The organism is Streptomyces sp. NPDC002130 (assembly GCF_040296465.1).
Taxonomy (GTDB): Bacteria; Actinomycetota; Actinomycetes; order Streptomycetales; family Streptomycetaceae; genus Streptomyces.
In genome coordinates this window covers 1-19,979 of sequence record NZ_JBEOXI010000083.1, presented here as the reverse complement: position 1 = coordinate 19,979, position 19,979 = coordinate 1, and the positions used below count along the sequence as shown (strand labels likewise).

The following is a 19,979-nucleotide window of genomic DNA, read 5'->3' as shown; positions in this document are numbered from 1 at the left end:
TCGTACGAATACGCCACAGTCGATGCCGACAGAGTGACAGACTGGCCACGCCCATAAGCGCCGAGTTACCGAAGTGGGCCGCCATGAGTGAGAACCGTGCTACTCCTGTGGTCGAAGACCGGTACGAAGACGGTCAGATTCGTGCATCCGATCTGCGCCCCCTGCTCGCCGCCATGACCGCCGCACGCGACGGCGACTTCACCAAGGTGCCGGAATCAGGCCACGGGATGGTCGCCGAACTGACCGCTGTCTACAACCAGATCATGGACCGCAGCGTCCACTTCACCTTCGAGGTGCAGCGCGTCCGGCGGGAACTGGTGCGGCACGGCCGGCTCGACGAGCGGCTCTCGGCCAGCCCGGGCCAGGGCCTGTGGACGTCCCGGGTCAACGACGTGAACCAGTTGCTCGACGCCCTGGTCGCCCCGGCGGCGAACGCCACGCGTGTGCTGGACGCGGTGGCCGGCGGCGATCTGACCCAGCGGGTCGATCTGCACGACGGGACGCGGCAGTTGCGCGGCGATCTGCGGCGCCTGGGCCGGGCCGTGAACAAGATGGTGGACCAGCTGTCCCTGTTCACCGGCGAGGTGACGCGGGTGGCCCGCGAGGTGGGCACCGAGGGCCGGCTAGGTGGACGGGCCAAGGTGCAGGGCCTGTCGGGCAGTTGGCGGGACGTGACGGAGGCCGTCAACACGATGGCGTCCCGGCTGACGGCCCAGGTCCGGGACATCGCGGCGGTGACGACCGCGGTGGCCCGCGGCGACCTGACCCGTACGGTCACGGTGGAGGCGACCGGCGAGCTGCTGGAGCTGAAGCTGACCGTCAACACCATGGTCGACCAGCTGTCCGCCTTCGCCGACGAGGTCACCCGGGTGGCCCGCGAGGTCGGCACCGAGGGCCAGCTGGGCGGCCGGGCGCAGGTGCGGGGCGTGTCCGGGGTGTGGAAGGACCTCACCGACAACGTCAACTTCATGGCGTCGAACCTGACCTCGCAGGTCCGCAACATCGCCCAGGTGACGACGGCCGTGGCCAACGGCGACCTGTCCCAGAAGATCACGGTCGCCGCGCAGGGCGAGATCCTGGAGCTGAAGTCGACCATCAACACGATGGTGGACCAGCTCTCCGCCTTCGCCGACGAGGTCACCCGCGTCGCCCGCGAGGTCGGCACCGAGGGCAACCTCGGCGGCCGGGCGCAGGTGCGTGGGGTCTCCGGCGTCTGGAAGGACCTCACCGACAACGTCAACTTCATGGCGGACAACCTCACCTCGCAGGTCCGCAACATCGCCCTGGTCTCCACCGCCGTCGCGCAGGGCGACCTCGGCAAGAAGATCACCGTGGAGGCCAAGGGCGAGATCCTGGAGCTGAAGTCCACGATCAACACGATGGTCGACCAGCTGTCCGCCTTCGCCGACGAGGTCACCCGCGTCGCCCGCGAGGTCGGCACGGAAGGCAACCTCGGCGGCCAGGCGCAGGTGCGGGGCGTGTCCGGTGTCTGGAAGGACCTCACCGACAACGTCAACTTCATGGCGCTGAACCTGACTTCCCAGGTCCGGAACATCGCCCAGGTCACCACCGCCGTCGCCAACGGCGACCTGTCGAAGAAGATCACGGTCGACGCGCGCGGCGAGATCCTCGAACTGAAGGACACCGTCAACACGATGGTGGAGCAGCTGCGCGCCTTCGCCGACGAGGTGACGCGGGTGGCCCGGGAGGTCGGCACCGACGGGCGGCTCGGCGGGCGGGCCCAGGTGCTGGGCGTCTCCGGCGTCTGGCGGGACCTTACGGACAACGTCAACTACATGGCCGACAACCTCACCTCCCAGGTGCGCAACATCGCCCAGGTCGCGACGGCCGTGGCGCAGGGCGACCTGTCCCGGAAGATCGACGTGGACGCGCGCGGCGAGATCCTGGAGTTGAAGACCACCATCAACACGATGGTCGACACGCTGTCCTCCTTCTCCTCGGAGGTCACGCGCGTCGCCCGCGAGGTCGGCTCCGAGGGGCGACTGGGCGGCCAGGCCCGGGTGGAGGGCGTCTACGGCACCTGGAAGCGCCTGACGACGAACGTCAACGAACTCGCCTCCAACCTCACCACCCAGGTCCGGGCCATCGCCGAGGTCGCCTCCGCCGTGGCCCAGGGCGACATGTCCCGCTCGATCACGGTGGAGACGCAGGGCGAGGTCGCCGAGCTGAAGGACAACATCAACCTGATGGTGGCCAACCTGCGCGAGACGACCCGCGCCAAGGACTGGCTGGAGTCCAACCTGGCCCGGCTCGCCGCCCTGATGCAGGGCCACCGGGACCTGATGGAGGTCGCCGACCTGATACTGCGCGAGCTGACCCCGCTGGTGAACGCCCAGTACGGGGCGTTCTACCTGGCCGACCCGGAGGAGGACGGCGCCACGGTCCCCACCAAGGGGCTGGCGTTCATCGCCGGCTACGGCGCCGCCCAGGACGCGACCGTCGAGACCGGCGGCCTGCCGGTGCACGGCCTGGTCGCGCAGGCGGCCCGGGAGAAGAAGCGCATCCTGGTGGAGGGCGCCCCGCCCGACTACATCAAGATCAACAGCGGGCTGGGCGAGGCGGCTCCGACCACGATCGTCATCATCCCGATCCTCTTCGAGGACAAGCTCCTCGGCGTCATCGAACTCGCCTCCTTCTCCCGCTTCTCCGACGTGCACCTGGCGTTCTTCGACCAGTTCGTCAACACCATCGGCGTCGCCATCAACACGATCATCGCCAACTCCCGCACGGAGTCGCTGCTCGGCGAGTCCCAGCGCCTGGCCATGCAGCTCCAGGAACGCTCGGACGAACTCCAGAAGCAGCAGGGCGAACTGCAGCGCTCCAACGCCGCACTGGAGGAGAAGGCCGCCCTGCTGGCCACGTCCTCGCAGTACAAGTCGGAGTTCCTGGCCAACATGTCCCACGAGTTGCGCACGCCGCTGAACTCGCTGCTGATCCTGGCCCGGCTGCTCTCCGACAACCCGGACGGCCATCTCTCCGACCAGGAGGTGCAGTTCGCCACGACCATCCACCGCTCGGGCTCGGACCTGCTGCAGCTGATCAACGACATCCTGGACCTGTCGAAGATCGAGGCCGGCCGGATGGACGTACGCCCCAAGCGGCTCCCGCTCATCAAGCTGCTCGACTACGTCCACGCCACCTTCCGGCCCCTCACCCTCGACCGGGGGCTCGCCTTCGAGATCGCGGTCGGCGAGGACGTACCGCGCGAGATGTACTCGGACGAGCAGCGCCTCCAGCAGATCCTGCGCAACCTCCTCTCCAACGCGATCAAGTTCACCGCGTCCGGCAAGGTGGAGCTGCGGGTGGACCGGGTGCAGGACGCCGAGCACCGCTACGTCCGGGAAACGGACGACGTCATCGCGTTCTCGGTGTCCGACACCGGCATCGGGATCGCGCCGGAGAAACTCCCGGTGATCTTCGAGGCGTTCCAGCAGGCCGACGGCACCACCAACCGCAAGTACGGCGGGACCGGCCTCGGCCTGTCCATCAGCCGGGAGATCGCGGGCCTGCTCGGCGGCCGGATCGTCGCCGAGAGCGAACCCGGGAAGGGCTCCACGTTCACCCTGTACGTGCCGGTCGTCAGCCCGGGCCACACCGCGCCCGCACCCGTGCCCGAGGACCGCGCCGACCTGCCGCTGCCCCTCCAGCCGACCGCCGGGACCTTCCCGGTCGCGCACGAGACGGACGACGCCTGGCCGTCACCGACGAAGCTGGAGGCGTGGACGACCGGCCGGCCGGGCCGGATCCTCGCCGGGCGGCGGGTGCTGATCGTCGACGACGACATCCGCAACGTCTTCGCCCTCACCCATGTCCTGGGCCGGGTCGGCATGACCGTGCTCTACGCGGAGAACGGCCGCGAGGGCATCGAGACGCTGGAGCGCAGCGCCGACGTCGAACTGGTCCTGATGGACATCATGATGCCGGAGATGGACGGCTACGAGACCATCTCCGCGATCCGCCGCACACCCCGCTGGTCGGGCCTGCCGATCGTGGCCTTGACCGCCAAGGCGATGCCCGGCGACCGGGAGAAGTCCATCGCCCGCGGGGCCAACGACTACGTACCCAAGCCGGTGGACATCGACGGCCTGCTGACGGTCGTGTGCGAACTACTGGACCCCGAGGGCACGGAAGAAGAGGCATGAGCAGCACGCCCACCCACCCCGAACGCGCCGGAATCCTCCTGGTCGACGACATGGAGGACAACCTGACCGCCCTGGAGGCCGTCCTCGCCTCCCTCAACGAGCCGCTGGTACGGGCCCGTTCGGGCGAGGAGGCGATGAAGGCCCTGCTGCGGCAGCCGATCGCCCTGGTCCTGCTCGACATCCGCATGCCCGGCATGGACGGCTTCGAGACGGCCGCCCACATCAAACGCCTCGGCCAGACCCGGGACGTCCCGATCATCTTCCTCACCGGCGCGGACGACGACGCGGGCTACGCCTTCCGCGGCTACGCGACCGGCGCCGCCGACTACGTGACCAAGCCCTTCGACCCGTGGGTGCTCAGGGCAAAGGTCAGCGTCTTCCTGGACCTCTACCGCAAAGGAAGAGAGGTGGAACGCCTGAGGACGGAGATCCAGGACTTGAAACGCAGGGTGGGAGAAGTCACCTAGGGGCGCGGGGAACTGCGCGAGCGACCACAACGAACCCGCAGTCGCTCGATCAGCGCCGCCACCCCCTACGCCTCGCGAGACCCGTCGTACATCTCCTCGATCAGATGCTTGTACTCCCGCTCCACAACGGGCCGCTTCAGCTTCAGACTCGGCGTGATCTCACCGTGCTCGACATCGAGATCCCGCGGCAGAAGGCGGAACTTCTTGATGGTCTGCCACCGCTGAAGCCCCTCATTCAGCTGCTTCACGTACCCGTCGACCATCTCGACGGTCACCGGCGCCGCCACGATCTCCGCGTACGACTTCCCCGCCAGCCCGTTGTCCTTGGCCCACTCGGTGATGGCGACCTCGTCGAGCGCGATCAGCGCCGTGCAGAAATTCCGGTCGGCCCCGTGCACCAGGATGTTGGACACGTACGGGCACACCGCCTTGAACTGCCCCTCGACCTCCGCCGGGGCGATGTACTTGCCGCCCGAGGTCTTGATGAGGTCCTTCTTGCGGTCGGTGATCCGCAGGTATCCGTCGGGCGACAGCTCGCCGATGTCCCCGGTGTGGAACCAGCCGTCCGCCTCCAGCACCTCGGCGGTCTTCTCGGGCAGCTTGTGGTAGCCCTCCATGATGCCCGGGCCGCGCAGCAGGATCTCCCCGTCGTCGGCGATCCGCACCTCCGTGCCGGGCAGCGGCTTGCCGACCGTGCCGGTGCGGTAGGCCTCGCCCGGGTTCACGAAGGACGCTGCCGAGGACTCGGTCAGGCCGTAGCCCTCCAGGATGTGGATGCCGGCGCCCGAGAAGAAGTAGCCGATCTCCGGCGCGAGGGCGGCGGAACCGGAGACGCAGGCCCGCAGGTTCCCGCCGAAGGCCTCGCGGATCTTGGCGAACACCAGCGCGTCGGCGACCTTGTGCTTAGCGCCCAGCCCGAACGGCACGGACGCGGTCCCGGTCCGCCGGAAGTTGTCCTGCGCGGCCTTGGCGTACTCGCGGGCCACCTCGGCCGCCCACTGGAAGATCTTGTATTTGGCGCCGCCGCCCGCGCGGGCCTTCGCGGCCACGCCGTTGTAGACCTTCTCGAAGATGCGCGGCACGGCCGCCATGTACGTCGGCTGCACCACCGGCAGGTTCTCGATGATCTTGTCGACCCGGCCGTCCACGGCGGTGACGTGACCGACCTCGATCTGCCCGGAGGTCAGCACCTTGCCGAAGACATGCGCGAGGGGCAGCCACAGGTACTGCACGTCCTCGCCGCTGACCAGCCCGGTCGCGGCGATCGCCTTCGCCATGTACGACCAGTTGTCGTGCGGCAGGCGCACGCCCTTGGGGCGGCCCGTGGTGCCGGAGGTGTAGATGAGGGTGGCCAGCTGGTCCTTGGTGATCGCGCCGACCCGCTCCTTGATCAGGTCGGGGTCCTTCTCGAGCCGGGCCGCGCCGCGCTTCTCCAGCTCGTCCAGGGTGAGGATCCAGTCGGCGGTCTCCACACCGGCCCCGTCGATCACCACGACATGCGTCAGCTCGGGCAGCTCGGCGCGCTTCTCCTGGGCCTTGGCCAGCTGCTCGGCGTTCTCCGCGATCAGCACCCGGCTCTCGGAGTCCGACAGGATGAACGCGGACTCGTCGGCGTTGGTCTGCGGGTACACCGTGGTCGTGGCCGCGCCGGCGCACATGATGCCGAGGTCGGCGAGGATCCACTCGATCCGGGTGCCGGCGGCGAGGGCGACGCGCTGCTCGGGCTGTACGCCCAGCTCGATGAGGCCCGCCGCGATGGCGTAGACCCGCTCGGCGGACTGCGCCCAGGTCAGTGACTTCCAGTCGTCCGGCCCCTGGCCCGACGACGGGACCGGATACCGATAGGCCTCGGCGTCCGGCGTGGCCGTCACGCGCTCCAGGAAGAGGCCCGCCACGGACGGCGGACGGTTCTCGATCAGGGTCTGTGCGTCGCTCACGACATCCTCCGGGGCCCGCGACAATGCGGCTGGCTCAGGTGCGGCTGGGTTCGCTCACGAGCTCTTGTTTAACTCGCGAGTAACTATCGAGCAGGGATCAGAGTAAAGGGCGACCGCCCCCTACGTAAGGGGCCGCGGCCTGTCACTTCCTACAGAGAGCTACCCCACGTACGCACAGGGCCCGCCGCACTTTCGCACGGCAGGCCCCTGTTCAACCCGGATTGCGGTGTAACCCTCGGTAATCTGTGATTACTTCTTGCCCTTGCCCGACCCCGCGCTGTCATCACTCGACAGGACGGCGATGAAGGCCTCCTGCGGAACCTCTACGGAACCCACCATCTTCATCCGCTTCTTGCCTTCCTTCTGCTTCTCCAGCAGCTTCCGCTTACGGGAGATGTCACCGCCGTAACACTTGGCGAGGACGTCCTTGCGGATGGCGCGGATGGTCTCGCGGGCGATGACCCGGGAGCCGATGGCGGCCTGGATGGGCACCTCGAAGGCCTGCCGCGGGATGAGCTCGCGCAGCTTGGCGACGAGCCGCACGCCGTAGGCGTACGCGGCGTCCTTGTGCGTGATCGCCGAGAAGGCGTCCACCTTGTCGCCGTGCAGCAGGATGTCGACCTTGACCAGGCTGGAGGTCTGCTCGCCGGTGGGCTCGTAGTCGAGCGAGGCGTAACCGCGGGTCTTGGACTTCAGCTGGTCGAAGAAGTCGAAGACGATCTCCGCGAGCGGCAGGGTGTAACGGATCTCGACCCGGTCCTCGGAGAGGTAGTCCATGCCGAGCAGCGTGCCGCGCCGGGTCTGGCACAGCTCCATGATCGAGCCGATGAACTCGCTGGGCGCGAGGATGGTGGCCCGCACGACCGGCTCGTAGACCTCCGAGATCTTGCCCTCGGGGAACTCGCTCGGGTTGGTGACGGTGTGCTCGGTGCCGTCCTCCATGAGGACGCGGTAGACCACGTTCGGCGCGGTGGCGATCAGGTCGAGGCCGAACTCGCGCTCCAGCCGCTCCCGGATCACGTCCAGGTGCAGCAGGCCGAGGAAGCCGACGCGGAAGCCGAAGCCCAGGGCGGCGGAGGTCTCCGGCTCGTAGACCAGCGCGGCGTCGTTGAGCTGGAGCTTGTCGAGCGCCTCGCGCAGCTCGGGGTAGTCGGAGCCGTCCAGCGGATACAGCCCCGAGAAGACCATGGGCTTGGGGTCCTTGTAGCCGCCGAGCGCCTCCTCGGCCCCCTTGTGCTGGCTGGTGACGGTGTCACCGACCTTGGACTGGCGGACGTCCTTCACACCGGTGATGAGGTAGCCCACCTCGCCGACGCCGAGACCGTCGGCCGACAGCATCTCCGGCGAGTTGGTGCCGATCTCCAGCAGCTCGTGCGTCGCGCCGGTGGACATCATCCGGATCCGCTCGCGCTTGTTGAGCTGGCCGTCGATGACACGGACGTACGTCACGACACCGCGGTAGGAGTCGTAGACCGAGTCGAAGATCATCGCGCGGGCGGGGGCGTCCTTGACGCCGACCGGCGGCGGGATCTCCGCGACCACCTTGTCGAGCAGCGCCTCGACCCCCAGGCCCGTCTTGGCGGACACCTTGAGCACGTCGTCGGGGTCGCACCCGACCAGGTTGGCGAGCTCCTCGGAGAACTTCTCGGGCTGCGCGGCCGGCAGGTCGATCTTGTTCAGCACGGGGATGATCGTGAGGTCGTTCTCCATCGCCAGGTAGAGGTTGGCGAGGGTCTGCGCCTCGATGCCCTGGGCGGCGTCGACCAGGAGGACGGTGCCCTCGCAGGCGGCCAGCGACCGCGAGACCTCATAGGTGAAGTCGACGTGCCCCGGGGTGTCGATCATGTTGAGGATGTGCGTGTCGTTCTTGTCGTGGGTGGGGGCCCACGGCAGACGCACCGCCTGTGACTTGATCGTGATGCCACGCTCGCGCTCGATGTCCATGCGGTCGAGGTACTGGGCGCGCATCTGCCGCTGCTCGACCACTCCGGTCAGCTGGAGCATCCGGTCGGCGAGCGTGGACTTGCCGTGGTCGATGTGCGCGATGATGCAGAAGTTGCGGATCAGAGCCGGATCGGTACGGCTCGGCTCGGGCACGTGGCTGGGGATCGCGGGCACGCAGGGTCCTGATTCTTGAGGCGTCCGCAGTGTCTGCGGTCTCGGGTCGGATCGATACGTAGCCTCCATGGTCCCACGGGTGGGGACCACGGACGGGTTTGGGCCGCGGAAGGGGCCACTGGTAGCCTGGGTGGCTGTGCCTCATGCCCTCTCGCAGGAGGCGCTACCTCAAGAAATCACCCGGTGCGGGAATCGTGCGCTTTGCGTGCGCCCTCGTGCCAGAACCTGAGAAGGCTCATTCGTGGCGAACATCAAGTCCCAGATCAAGCGGATCAAGACCAACGAGAAGGCGCGGCTGCGCAACAAGGCCGTCAAGTCCTCCCTCAAGACCGCGATCCGCAAGGCCCGTGAGGCTGCTGCCGCGGGTGACGTCGAGAAGGCCACCGAGTACCAGCGCGTCGCCGCGCGTCAGCTCGACAAGGCCGTCTCCAAGGGCGTCATCCACAAGAACCAGGCCGCCAACAAGAAGTCGGCGCTTGCTTCGAGGGTCGACGCGCTCAAGGGCTGACATCTGATGTGACGCCGGAGGGAATCGAGCGGGCCCTCTCTCATCCGCTCCCGTCCGGCACCCCCGGATCCGCGCGCGGCCTGCGTTCGCCACGCGGGCGCGGATCCAGCAGCTCGTACTGAAGGCCCCGCCTTCCGCCCTTCCCCAGGGCGGCCGGCGGGGCCTTCGGCCTGTTCAGGACCAGAACTCGTTGTTCTTGTCGATGTCCTCCACGCATTCGTCGAGGTCGGTGACCTTGTCTCCGACGATCCGGAAGATGATGCAGCCCGTGTCGTCGAGGGTCTTGCCGTTGCGCTCGGCCGTGAAGTGGGTCATGCCGACCGCGTGCCCGCGGCCGTCGACACCGATGCCGATCAGTTCGGCGCGCATCGTCCCGTTCGTCTCCGCGCCGAGCCGTTCGTACATCTCGATGATCGAGTCCACCCCTTTGAAGTCACCCGACAAGGGGTGATCTCCGGGCACGTGGTGGGTGGCGTCCCCCGCGATCAGTTCGCGCAGGGTGTCCATGTCACCGCGTGAGAAGGCCTCGAATCCCTTGCGGACCAGCGCTGCGTGCGGGTGTTCAGCCATGGTCCTCCCACCTCTCCATCACCTGGCGACGTACGGCTGGTACACCCGATTCTCCTCTTCGGCAGGAAGAGGGCGACTCGATCACGGCACAGTGGAGAGATGGACGCACACGACACCGAGGCGCCGGTCCTGGTCCACGCGGCGACCAGGCTCCCCGCCCAGGACCTGGAGCGGGCCCGGCGCTTCTACTCGGAGAAACTGGGTCTTGATCCCGTGGACGAACGCCCCGGCGGGCTGCTCTACCGGTGCGGCGACGCGGAGTTCGTCCTGTTCCGCTCGACGGGAGCCTCCCCCGGCACCTTCACGCAGATGGCGTTGGAGGTCGAGGACCTCGATGCGGCGGTCGCCGAGCTGAAGCGCCGCGGGGTGGTCTTCGAGGAGGTCGACGCCCCCGGCTTCCGCACGCGGGGCGGAATCGCCGAAATCGAGGGGAACTACCCGAGCAAGGGCGCGCGGGGCGAACGCGGCGCCTGGTTCCACGACAGCGAGGGCAATCTGCTGGGGATGGGGGAGCCGGTCTTCTGAACGCTAGGCCCGTCCCCTGGAACGAGCCGCTCGGGCGATGGTGACCACGGCCTTCTCCAGGGCGTACTCGGGGTCGTCGCCCCCGCCCTTCACCCCCGCGTCCGCCTCGGCCACGGCCCGCAGCGCGACCGACACCCCGTCCGGGGTCCAGCCCCGCATCTGCTGCCGCACCCGGTCGATCTTCCACGGCGGCATGCCCAGCTCCCGCGCGAGATCCGCCGGTCGCCCCCCGCGCGCGGAGGACAGCTTCCCGATCGCCCGGACGCCCTGCGCGAGCGCGCTCGTGATGAGCACCGGCGCGACCCCGGTCGCCAGCGACCAGCGCAACGCCTCCAGAGCCTCCGCGGCCCGCCCCTCGACCGCCCGGTCGGCGACCGTGAAGCTCGACGCCTCGGCCCGCCCGGTGTAGTACCGCCCGACGACCGCCTCGTCGATCGTCCCCTCGACGTCCGCGACCAGTTGCGACACCGCCGAGGCCAGCTCCCGCAGATCGCTGCCGATCGCGTCGACGAGCGCCTGGCACGCCTCCGGCGTGGCGGACCTCCCCGTCGTCCTGAACTCGCCCCGCACGAACGCCAGCCGGTCCGCCGGCTTCGTCATCTTCGGGCAGGCCACCTCACGGGCCCCCGCCTTGCGCGCCGCGTCGAGCAGCCCCTTGCCCTTCGCCCCGCCGGCATGCAGCAGCACCAGGGTGATCTCCTCGGCCGGTGCCCCGAGGTACGCCTTCACGTCCTTGATCGTGTCGGCCGACAGATCCTGCGCGTTGCGTACGACCACGACCTTGCGCTCCGCGAAGAGCGACGGGCTCGTCAGCTCGGCGAGCGTGCCGGGCTGCAACTGGTCCGGGGTCAGGTCCCGTACGTCCGTGTCGGCGTCGGCGGCCTTCGCCGCGGCCACCACTTCCTGCACCGCACGGTCGAGGAGCAGGTCTTCCTGGCCCACGGCGAGCGTCACCGGGGCGAGGGGGTCGTCATTCGCAGTCTTCCTGGCCATCGCCCCAAGCATCCCACGCGCCACTGACAACGGACCCCGACGGACGGGGGCGTACACACGCGGCGACAGACGGACCGACGTGGGGCCCCGGACGAGCCAGGCCGACGTACGCCCGCGGAGGACCGGGTGCCTACGGTTCCTCCCGCCAGCCCTCCCACTCGCCGGCCAGCCGGTCCAGCTCCCCCGGATCCAGCCGCTCGTCCTCGTCCCGCAGGACGACCAGCCACTGCGCGTCCTCGGCGTCGTCCTCGCCGGCCAGCGCGTCCCGCACCAGCTGCGGCTCCTCGACGACCCCGAACCGCTCCCGCAGCGCCTCCACCACCTCTTCCGCGGCATCACGGTCGGGCAGCACCAGCACATGTCGCACATCACTCACGCCGGACATTGTCCGACACCGCCTCGTGGCCGTGTCGCTCAGCCCTTGCGCACGATCTGCACATCGAGGTCGACCCTGATGCTCGGCCCCACCACCGCGATGCCGCGCGCCAGCATGGTCTGCCAGCTCACCGTGAAGTCGTCCCGGTGCAGCTCGGTCGTGGCCCGGCAGGCCGCCCGCACCTCGCCCTCCATGCCGTTGCCCAGCCCCAGGTACTCCGTGTCCAGCGTGACCGTCCGCGTCACGCCGTGCAGCGACAGCGCCCCCGTCACGGCCCACCGGTTCCCGCCCTTGTGCACGAACCGGTCGCCGTAGAACTCCAGCGTCGGGAACCTCTCCACGTCCAGGAAGTCCGCCGAGCGCAGATGGTCGTCACGCATCCTCATGTTGGTGTCGATGGACGCCGCGTCGATCACCACGTGCATCGCCGACCGCTCCACCGGATCGGCGACCCGAATCACCCCCGCGAACGACTTGAACTGCCCGTGGATGCGGGCCAGTCCGATGTGCCGCGCGGTGAAGCCGATCGAGGAGTGCGCCGACTCTATGTCCCAGTCACCGGCATCGGGAAGCTCCGGCGGCCGGGCCACCTGCAGCGTCACGTCCCCGAGCGACGCGAGGGCGTTCTCGGCGACCTGCGTCGTCGCCCGGTAGGGCGTGTACCCCTCCGCCGACACCGCGAGCCGGTACTCCCCCGCGGGCACCGTCGTCACGAACGACCCGTACGGATCCGCTCCGCCGCTGACGACCGGCCGCCCCACGGCGTCCGTGACCGCGAACTCCGCGTGCCGGACCGGCTCGTTGACCGGGTCCAGCACCCTGCAGGCCAGCACCCCCGCGCTCGGCGGTGTCGGCACCGCCGCCAGGGGACTCGTCCGGTGCACCCGGTCGGTGCGGCTTGCCCGCCAGCGGCCGATCATCCACGGCTCCTCTGAGTGACTCGAAATCGCCTGTTGATCACTGTTGATCACACGTACCGAAGACGCATTCGACCACCCATGAGGCTTTCGAGGCAACACGGGACCACATCACGGGAATCCAGCAGATGTGCTGGTACTACGCCTGAGTAGCCCCGTGTGGCCGGAATTGACTCCCTACGCGGGAGTTCGCGACACCGGCACCCTGTCGAGCTCGATCCCGAACCGCTCCCGGTACGCCGCGAGTACCTCCTCGTCCGCCCCCAGCTCCCGCTCCTCCCGCGTGCCGTCGGCCGCCGTCACCGTGAGCCGGCGCCCGCTGAGCGTGATCCGCCCTCCCTCCTCCGTCACCCGCGAACACACCAGCGACCGGGTGAAGTGCGACACCGACGACGTGCTGTGCCACCACGCCCCGGCCACGAAGTCGCCGAGCGCCCGAGGACGCACCTCCAGGCGGTACTGCGGTCTGCCGTCCCGGAACACGTCCAGGTCCGCCGCCTCCACCGTGCCGTGCCCACCGCGCACCCCGGCCGCGTCCGGCCCCGCCTCGACGATCCGGAACGTGCCCCCCGGGTCCTCCTGCTCCCCCCGGTCCTCGAACGCCAGCGGAAGGTGGCTGTGCGCCCCGAACCCGACATCGGCCAGCCAGTCGCCCCCGTCCACCGTCCGTACCCTCAGCGCGAGATGGTCGTACGGGATCCCGAGCCGCCCCTCGTCCCCGTACACCCGCGCCGCCAGCAGCGCCACGTCGTACCCCAGTGCCGCGAGCAACGCCCCGAAGGAGCCGTTGAGTTCGTAGCAGAACCCGCCCCGCCGCGCGCCCACCACCTTGTCCAGCAGCCGCTTCTCCTCCAGCACGATCTCCTCGCCCAGATGGATCGAGAGGTTCTCGAACGGCACGGCCTGCAGGTGCCGCAGGTGCAGTTGGCGCAACGCGTCGACGGTGGGCCAGGCCGGGTGTTCCACGCCCAGTCGGCGGAGATAGGCATCAACCTGTGCTGAGTTCATGCCCTCAGTCTCGCGCCACCCCCAGCTCGCCGCCCTCTCCTGTGACCGCGAGCGCGCCGTCCCGGTCCGTCCGCAGCACCGCCGCGCCCCCGGCACGCAGCGCCGCCACCGTGCCCGGCGCCGGGTGCCCGTACGAGTTGTCCTCGCCGCAGGAGATGAGGGCCAGCCGCGGGGCCGCCCGGCGTATGAGGCCCGGGTCCTGGTAGGCCGAGCCGTGGTGGGCGACCTTCAGCACGTCCACACCCTCCAGCGCCTCGGTCGCCGGCGAGCGCGCCAGTGCCCGCTGCGCCGGGGGCTCCAGGTCCCCGAGGAGGAGCAGGCGCAGTCCGGATGAGCGGACCAGCAGGGCGACGCTGGCGTCGTTGGGCCCCTCCGGCACCGGGTGGGCCGGAAACACCCCCGGAAACGCCCCCGGCGGCGAGTCCGGCGGCGGGCTCGGGGGCGGCCAGACCACCTGCCAGGACAACTCCCCCGTGCGCCGCTGCTCCCCGACCGCCGCCCGGGTCACGGGAATCCGCCGCACCGCCGCCAGCCTCCGTACGAACGCGGCCTGGTCCGCGGGCTCCTCCAGCCCCGTCGTCTCGATCGCGCCCACTGCCCGCCCACGCAGCACCCCGGGCAGGCCCGCCACGTGATCGGCGTGGAAGTGGGTGAGCACGACCAGCGGGATCCTGCTGATGCCCAGCGAGCGCAGACAGTGGTCGACGAGCTGCGGGTCGGGCCCCGCGTCCACCACCACTCCGGCCCCCTCACCCGCCGCGAGCACCAGGGCGTCACCCTGCCCCACGTCACACATCACCAGACGCCAGCCCGGCGGCGGCCAGCCCGTCACCACCCGGGTCAGCGGCGCCGGCTGCACCACCACCAGAAGCAGCAACACTCCGCAGACCCCGCACCACCAGGGATGCCCGAGCAGCCGTCGCCCGACGAGTACCAGGGCCAGGATCACGGCCAGCAGGAGCGCCGCGCCCGTCCAGCTGCCCGGCCAGTCCACTCCCCCGCCCGGCAGTGCCGCCCCGGTCCGGGCGATCCTCGCGATCCACTCGGCGGGCCAGTGCGCGCACCAGGCCAGGGCCTTGGCCACCGGCATCCCCACCGGCGCCGTCGCCAGTGCCGCGAACCCCAGCACGGTCGCCGGCGCGACCGCGAACTCCGCGAGCAGATTGCACGGCACCGCCACCAGACTCACCCGCGCCGACAGCACGGCCACGACGGGCGCGCACAGGGCCTGCGCGGCTGCGGCGGCGCCCAGGGCCTCGGCCCACCTCGGCGGCACCCCGCGCCGCCGCAGCCCGGCACTCCAGCGCGGCGCGAGCGTGAGCAGGGCACCGGTCGCGACGACCGAGAGCAGGAACCCGTAACTTCGCGCCAGCCACGGGTCGTACAGCACCAGGAGCAGAACCGCCGTCGCCAGCGCCGGGATCATCGACCTCCGGCGGCCGGTCGCCAGGGCGAGCAGGGCCACGGCTCCGCAGGCCGCGGCCCGCACCACGCTCGGATCCGGTCTGCACACGACGACGAACCCGAGCGAGAGCACACCGCCGAGCACGGCCGTCCCGCGCAGTGAGATACCGAGCCGGGGCGCGAGCCCCCGCCGCTCGACGTGCTGCGCCAGGCCCGGCGGCCCGAGCAGCAGCGCGAGGAGGATCGTGAAGTTGGCCCCGGAGACGGCCAGGGTGTGCGTGAGATCGGTCTCCTTGAAGGCCTCCTCCAGCTCGGGTGTGATCCGCGAGGTGTCCCCGACCACCAGGCCCGGCAGCAGCGCCCGGGCGTCCGCGGGCAGCCCGTCGGTCGCCTCCCGCAGCCCGGCACGCAACCGCCCGGCGAGCCGCTGCGGCCCCGAGGGCCCTCCCACCACGTCCGGTTCGCCCTGGTCCCGCACGCGCAGCACTGCCGCGACCCGGTCGCCGCCCGTCATCGCGGGCGCCAGCCGCGCACCGACCCGCAGCCGCGTCGACGGCAGCAGCCCGAGCCATGGCGACCGCCCCCGCCCGCCGGCCACCCGGCCCGGTGGGGCCGGGCCCACGTCCACGATCATCAGCACCGGTGTCCGCGTGGTCACGGCAGTGCCGCCCGCCTCGTGGACGCGCAGCACGTCGGCGTCGATCAGCACGGCCGTCGGAGCCACGTGATCGCCGCTGACCCTGGGCCGGGTGAGCCGGGGGTCGGACGTGAGCTCGACCTCGGCGGTCACCGTCGCGTACTCCCGCGCCAGGCCGGGCACGGGTCCCCGGCGCAGATCCGCCCCGTGCAGCCCGGCCGAGGCGGCAGCCGCGGCGACACACAGCAGCAGGGCGGCGAGCGTGGCGCGCGGCCATGACGCGGCCCGATGCCTCCGGGCCAAGGGCAGCAGTCCGACGGTCACCAGGCAGCCGATCACGATGCCGAGCACCCACTGGGGCGAGGTGTCCAGCACCAGCGCCGCCGTGCCCCAGGCCGCGAGGGCGGGCGGCACGAGCCGCAGGTCCGTCGGACCCTCCTGGCGCGGACGGGCCGTGCCGAGACGCGTGCCGGAGGACGCGTGCACGGACGACCTCGCGGGACGGAGCCCGGGCGCGGTCTCGTCCTGCCGTGCCGGCGGGCCGGGGAGGCCCCTCATGGCCGCACGAGGTCGCGCAGGTCGGCGAAACGGCGGTCGCCGATGCCGTTCACCTCGCGCAGCTCGTCCACGGATCGGAAACCGCCGTGCTGCGTGCGGTAGTCGATGATGTGCTGCGCCAGCACCGGGCCGACACCCGGCAGGGTGTCGAGCTGGTCCGCGGTGGCCGTGTTGAGGGAGACCGGGGCCGCCGGCGCGGCCGCCCCACCCGCCGTAACTCCGGCCGCGGCACCGGCCGGGCCACCGGGAGCCGTACCGCCCACCCCTGGTCCGGCTGCGGAAGCCGGTCCCCCGACGATCACCTGCTCGCCGTCCACGAGGAACCGGGCACGGTTGAGCCCGTCGGTGTTCGTGCCCGGTTTCACCCCGCCCGCCGCGTGCAGCGCGTCCGCCACCCGCGAGCCGGGCGGCAGCCGGTGGATCCCCGGCTCCCGGACCTTGCCGCCGACGTCCACGACGATCTCGGCCGCACCCGCCTTCACGGACGCGGACGAAGCACCGGAGGAGGCACCGGCGCCCGGACCGCGCTTCTGCCCGGCCGGCCCGCTCTCCTGCCGCTCCCCATAGGGCACCGCCGCCCGCACGACCTCCGGCGGCCGCACGGCCTGCGTCCGTCCCGTCCAGAAGTGCTGCACGGCGAATGCCGCCGCGACGACGAGCACCACGGTCAGGGCCAGCACATTCCGCCGCTCCAGACCGCACCTGGACTGCATCCACAGCGGCATGCGCTCCCGCAGCGCCAGGCCGGCCCGCTCCCGCCAGACTCCCTCCACGGCGCCGCCGTCCCCGCCCGCCGGCTCGCGGAGGACACCCACGGGCCGCATGACGGTCTCGTGACCACCAAGCCGCTGCCGGTTCTCCTCACCATCGGCCGGACCCGGCGGCCCCTGCCCCGACTCCCGGTGCCCCCGGGCCCGTTCTTCCGGCTCGGCCCGCCCCGGATGTCCTACCGGCCCGGTGTGGTCGCCGAACAACGCCCCTGCGCGCCGCCGGAGTTCCTCCGCCGAGGCATGACGCTGCCGGGCCCGCCCGCGCGCGACCGGCGGGCGTCGGTGAGGGCGGACGCGCCCGTCGGACCCCGGCCCACGGCCCGGCCCACTGGTCGCGGTCGCTGTGCGTGAACGTGATCGAAGTGCCATGCGACGAGGATCGGCCACCTCGCCCCACCCGCGATGATCTTGGTCAATTCCCGGGGACAAGGCCTCGGTTGTGGACAACTCCGTCACTCACACGGGTGACCGGAGTCCCACAGCAACGTTCACCGGGGCGAAACCACGACTGCCAGCAGCCCGGGCCCCGTGTGCGCCCCGATCACCGCCCCCACCTCGCTGACATGCAGATCGGCCAGCCCGGACACCCGCGTCCGCAATCGGTCGGCGAGGGCCGACGCCCGGTCCGGGGCGGCGAGATGGTGGACGGCGACATCCACCGGGGCACCGCCCGCACGGTCGGCCGCGATCTCCTCGAGGCGGGCGATCGCCTTGGACGCGGTCCGCACCTTCTCCAGCGGTTCGATACGGCCGTCGGCCAGTTGCAGCAGCGGCTTCACCGCGAGCGCCGAGCCCAGCAGCGCCTGCGCGGCACCGATACGGCCGCCGCGGCGCAGGTAGTCGAGGGTGTCGACGTAGAAGTAGGCGGAGGTGCCCGCGGCCCTCTTCTCCGCTGCTGCGACGGCCTCGTCGACCGTCCCGCCCGACTCCGCCGCCTCCGCCGCGGAGAGCGCGCAGAAGCCGAGCGCCATCGCGATCATGCCGGTGTCCACCACCCGCACCGGCACCGGCGCCTGCCGTGCGGCCACGACGGCCGCGTCGTACGTGCCGGACAGTTCGGCGGAGAGGTGGAGGGAGACGATGCCGGTGGCGCCGGACTCGGCGACCTTCCGGTAGGTCTCCTCGAAGACCGCGGGAGCGGGCCGCGAGGTCGTCACGGAGCGCCGCTTCTGCAAAGCCTGGGCGAGGGCGCGGGTCGAGATCTCGGTGCCCTCCTCCAGCGCACGGTCGCCGAGGACCACGGTCAGCGGTACCGCTGTGATGCCGTGACGCTCCATCGTCCGGGTCGGCAGGTAGGCCGTTGAATCGGTGACGATCGCGACATGGCGGGACATGAGCTGGAGGTTACCTGCCGTAGCGCTCGTGTGGCAGCCCGGGCCCTGCGCCCTGCGGCGTGAGTGGCCGGTTCAAGTGGTGCTCTCGGGACGGGGCTTCTTCTGCCAGGGGTGGGTCAGGCGTGGTCCCGGCGGCGTGATGGCGGGCCGTGCCGGTTCCTGCGCCGGGCCCGGCTGCGCGCTGTCCGGCCAGGTCTGCCCGGCCGTGCCGGCGTCGGCGGCGGGCGCCTCGGGCCACGGCGGCGCCGCCGGCCGCGGGGGCGAGCCGGGCTGCCGGGAGGACGCGGACCGCTCCGAGGACGAGGGCTGCTGCGAGGACGCCGGCTCCGGCCCCGTCCAGTGCCGCAGTGCGCCGGACTCCAGGTCGATCTGGGCGCTGAGCGTGTCCAGGTCGTCGTCGGCGAAGCGGCGGGCCCGGTCGCGGGCCGCCCAGCGCAGCGAGTCCGCCGAGTGCGTGATGCGTTCGGTGCGCTCGCGCAGCCCTGGCAGCCGCTCGGTGAGCGCGGCGCGGTCCGGCTCGGACTCCAGGCGCTTGAGCTCGCCGTCCAGCTCGTGTCCGAGCGCGCTGAGCCGTTCGAAGAGGCCGACGGACTCCTTCAGGGACTCGTCCTCGGCGACGGCCGCGTGCAAGGCGTCCTGGGTGGCGCGCATCGAGGTGCGCAGCTTCAGCCGGAGCTGGGCGAGTTCACCCGCGGCGCCGGGCTGGGCGAAGGACTTGGCGCGCAGTGTGTGGTCCTCGACCGTGCGGCGGGCCTGGGTGATGCCGCGGTCCACGCCGCGCTTGGCGGCGCCGACCGCCTTCACGGTGGCGTACGCCCCGAGCCCGAACAAGAGCACGAAGAGCAGGGCGAAGACTGCGATCACTGCTTCCACAAGGGCTCCTCCTCAGGACGTCACGGCGCCTCGCGTCGCTCTTCCACGGTAAACGCAACGGGCAGGTCCGGAGTTCCAGAAAAACCCCGAACCTGCCCGTAGGGGACCACCCCGAGAGCGGTCCGTACGTCCTGGCGACTACGCCGGAACGATGTTCACCAGCTTCGGCGCGCGCACGATCACCTTCCGGATCCCGGCGCCGCCCAGCGCGGCGACGACCTTCTCGTCCGCCAGCGCGACCTTCTCCAGCTCGTCGTCGGAGATCGACGGCGCGACCTCCAGCCGTGCCTTGACCTTGCCTTTGATCTGCACGACGCAGGTCACGGTCTCGTCGACCACGTACGCCGGGTCGGCCACCGGGAAGTCCCGGTGCACCACCGAGTCGGTGTGCCCCAGCCTGCGCCACAGCTCCTCGGCGATGTGCGGGGCCAGCGGCGCGACCATCAGCACCAGCGGCTCGGCGACCGAGCGCGGCACGGCGCCGCCCGCCTTGGTCAGGTGGTTGTTCAGCTCGGTGACCTTGGCGATGGCGGTGTTGAACCGCATGCCCTCCAGATCTCCACGGACCCCGTCGATCGCCTTGTGCAGGGCCCGCAGCGTCTCCTCGTCGGGCTCGGTGTCGACGACGCTCGGCTCACCGGTCGCCTCGTCGACGATGTTGCGCCACAGCCGCTGCAGCAGCCGGAACTGGCCGACCACCGCGCGCGTGTCCCAGGGACGGGAGACGTCCAGCGGGCCCATGGCCATCTCGTACAGGCGCAGCGTGTCGGCTCCGTACTCGGCGCAGATCTCGTCCGGAGTGACCGCGTTCTTCAGGGACT

Annotated in this window: 16 protein-coding genes; 4 read left to right on the top strand and 12 right to left on the bottom strand. The window is 70.9% G+C overall.

Annotation, left to right across the window (positions count from 1 at the left end; all coding sequences use genetic code 11):
* Window positions 1-83 precede the first annotated feature (83 nt).
* Together ABT116_RS17875 and ABT116_RS17870 are read left to right on the top strand one after the other, a co-directional pair.
* Complete coding sequence (locus ABT116_RS17875) at window positions 84-4,163, top strand: HAMP domain-containing protein (protein WP_351634119.1); 4,080 nt, start codon at window positions 84-86, stop codon at window positions 4,161-4,163.
* Window positions 4,160-4,630 carry a response regulator gene (locus tag ABT116_RS17870; protein WP_351634116.1) on the top strand — a complete coding sequence of 157 codons (471 nt, stop codon included), beginning with the start codon at window positions 4,160-4,162 and terminating at the stop codon, window positions 4,628-4,630. Before ABT116_RS17875 ends, ABT116_RS17870 begins: the two co-directional genes overlap by 4 nt.
* A gap of 65 nt (window positions 4,631-4,695) precedes the next feature.
* On the opposite strand, the gene ABT116_RS17865 is transcribed toward ABT116_RS17870, so the two are convergent.
* Window positions 4,696-6,567: an AMP-dependent synthetase/ligase gene (locus ABT116_RS17865; RefSeq protein ID WP_351634113.1), complete on the bottom strand. Its 1,872-nt coding sequence runs from the start codon at window positions 6,565-6,567 to the stop codon at window positions 4,696-4,698.
* A 249-nt stretch (window positions 6,568-6,816) separates the two neighbouring features.
* Entirely contained in the window at window positions 6,817-8,685 is a 1,869-nt protein-coding gene (lepA, locus tag ABT116_RS17860; RefSeq protein ID WP_351634111.1) for a translation elongation factor 4, read from the bottom strand.
* 241 nt (window positions 8,686-8,926) lie between these two features.
* On the opposite strand from lepA, the gene rpsT reads away from it, so the two are divergent.
* The gene (gene rpsT / locus ABT116_RS17855; RefSeq protein ID WP_351634108.1) at window positions 8,927-9,193 is read left to right on the top strand and encodes a 30S ribosomal protein S20; all 267 of its coding nucleotides are present in this window, start codon (window positions 8,927-8,929) and stop codon (window positions 9,191-9,193) included.
* Window positions 9,194-9,367: 174 nt separating this feature from the next.
* On the opposite strand, the gene ABT116_RS17850 is transcribed toward rpsT, so the two are convergent.
* The gene (locus tag ABT116_RS17850; RefSeq protein ID WP_351634105.1) at window positions 9,368-9,763 is read right to left on the bottom strand and encodes a nuclear transport factor 2 family protein; all 396 of its coding nucleotides are present in this window, start codon (window positions 9,761-9,763) and stop codon (window positions 9,368-9,370) included.
* 99 nt (window positions 9,764-9,862) lie between these two features.
* Between ABT116_RS17850 and ABT116_RS17845 the strand changes: the two genes are divergently transcribed.
* Window positions 9,863-10,288, top strand: coding sequence for a VOC family protein (locus tag ABT116_RS17845; protein ID WP_351634102.1), 426 nt, complete (start codon window positions 9,863-9,865; stop codon window positions 10,286-10,288).
* Window positions 10,289-10,291: 3 nt separating this feature from the next.
* Here ABT116_RS17845 and holA read toward each other — a convergent pair whose 3' ends face one another.
* From holA to ABT116_RS17800, 9 genes are all read right to left on the bottom strand, one after another.
* Window positions 10,292-11,281: a DNA polymerase III subunit delta gene (holA, locus tag ABT116_RS17840; RefSeq protein ID WP_351634099.1), complete on the bottom strand. Its 990-nt coding sequence runs from the start codon at window positions 11,279-11,281 to the stop codon at window positions 10,292-10,294.
* 130 nt (window positions 11,282-11,411) lie between these two features.
* The gene (locus ABT116_RS17835; RefSeq protein WP_248500542.1) at window positions 11,412-11,657 is read right to left on the bottom strand and encodes a hypothetical protein; all 246 of its coding nucleotides are present in this window, start codon (window positions 11,655-11,657) and stop codon (window positions 11,412-11,414) included.
* Between the two features lie 38 nt (window positions 11,658-11,695).
* A complete protein-coding gene (locus ABT116_RS17830) occupies window positions 11,696-12,577 on the bottom strand; it encodes a YceI family protein (RefSeq protein WP_351634095.1) in 882 nt (293 codons plus the stop codon).
* 174 nt (window positions 12,578-12,751) lie between these two features.
* Complete coding sequence (locus ABT116_RS17825; protein WP_351634093.1) at window positions 12,752-13,582, bottom strand: arylamine N-acetyltransferase family protein; 831 nt, start codon at window positions 13,580-13,582, stop codon at window positions 12,752-12,754.
* 4 nt (window positions 13,583-13,586) lie between these two features.
* Window positions 13,587-16,181, bottom strand: a complete 2,595-nt coding sequence (locus tag ABT116_RS17820) for a ComEC/Rec2 family competence protein (RefSeq protein ID WP_351634090.1) — start codon at window positions 16,179-16,181, stop codon at window positions 13,587-13,589.
* On the bottom strand, window positions 16,178-17,320 hold the full coding sequence (locus ABT116_RS17815) for a ComEA family DNA-binding protein (protein ID WP_351634087.1): 1,143 nt from the start codon (window positions 17,318-17,320) through the stop codon (window positions 16,178-16,180). Before ABT116_RS17815 ends, ABT116_RS17820 begins: the two co-directional genes overlap by 4 nt.
* Before the next feature lie 119 nt (window positions 17,321-17,439).
* Window positions 17,440-18,285, bottom strand: a complete 846-nt coding sequence (locus tag ABT116_RS17810) for a DegV family protein (protein WP_351634084.1) — start codon at window positions 18,283-18,285, stop codon at window positions 17,440-17,442.
* A 72-nt stretch (window positions 18,286-18,357) separates the two neighbouring features.
* Window positions 18,358-19,158, bottom strand: coding sequence for a hypothetical protein (locus ABT116_RS17805; RefSeq protein WP_351634081.1), 801 nt, complete (start codon window positions 19,156-19,158; stop codon window positions 18,358-18,360).
* A gap of 138 nt (window positions 19,159-19,296) precedes the next feature.
* A partial coding sequence (locus ABT116_RS17800; RefSeq protein ID WP_351634079.1) for a class I tRNA ligase family protein occupies window positions 19,297-19,979 on the bottom strand: 683 nt, incomplete at its 5' end.

Bases quoted from the DNA above. Each gene is read 5' to 3' on its own strand.
- ABT116_RS17875 (WP_351634119.1), top strand. From the start codon at position 84: ATGAGTGAGAACCGTGCTACTCCTGTGGTCGAAGACCGGTACGAAGAC.
- ABT116_RS17870 (WP_351634116.1), top strand. From the start codon at position 4,160: ATGAGCAGCACGCCCACCCACCCCGAACGCGCCGGAATCCTCCTGGTC.
- ABT116_RS17850 (WP_351634105.1), bottom strand. From the start codon at position 9,763: ATGGCTGAACACCCGCACGCAGCGCTGGTCCGCAAGGGATTCGAGGCC.
- ABT116_RS17845 (WP_351634102.1), top strand. From the start codon at position 9,863: ATGGACGCACACGACACCGAGGCGCCGGTCCTGGTCCACGCGGCGACC.
- holA (WP_351634099.1), bottom strand. From the start codon at position 11,281: ATGGCCAGGAAGACTGCGAATGACGACCCCCTCGCCCCGGTGACGCTC.
- ABT116_RS17830 (WP_351634095.1), bottom strand. From the start codon at position 12,577: ATGATCGGCCGCTGGCGGGCAAGCCGCACCGACCGGGTGCACCGGACG.
- ABT116_RS17825 (WP_351634093.1), bottom strand. From the start codon at position 13,582: ATGAACTCAGCACAGGTTGATGCCTATCTCCGCCGACTGGGCGTGGAA.
- ABT116_RS17820 (WP_351634090.1), bottom strand. From the start codon at position 16,181: ATGAGGGGCCTCCCCGGCCCGCCGGCACGGCAGGACGAGACCGCGCCC.
- ABT116_RS17815 (WP_351634087.1), bottom strand. From the start codon at position 17,320: ATGGCACTTCGATCACGTTCACGCACAGCGACCGCGACCAGTGGGCCG.
- ABT116_RS17810 (WP_351634084.1), bottom strand. From the start codon at position 18,285: ATGTCCCGCCATGTCGCGATCGTCACCGATTCAACGGCCTACCTGCCG.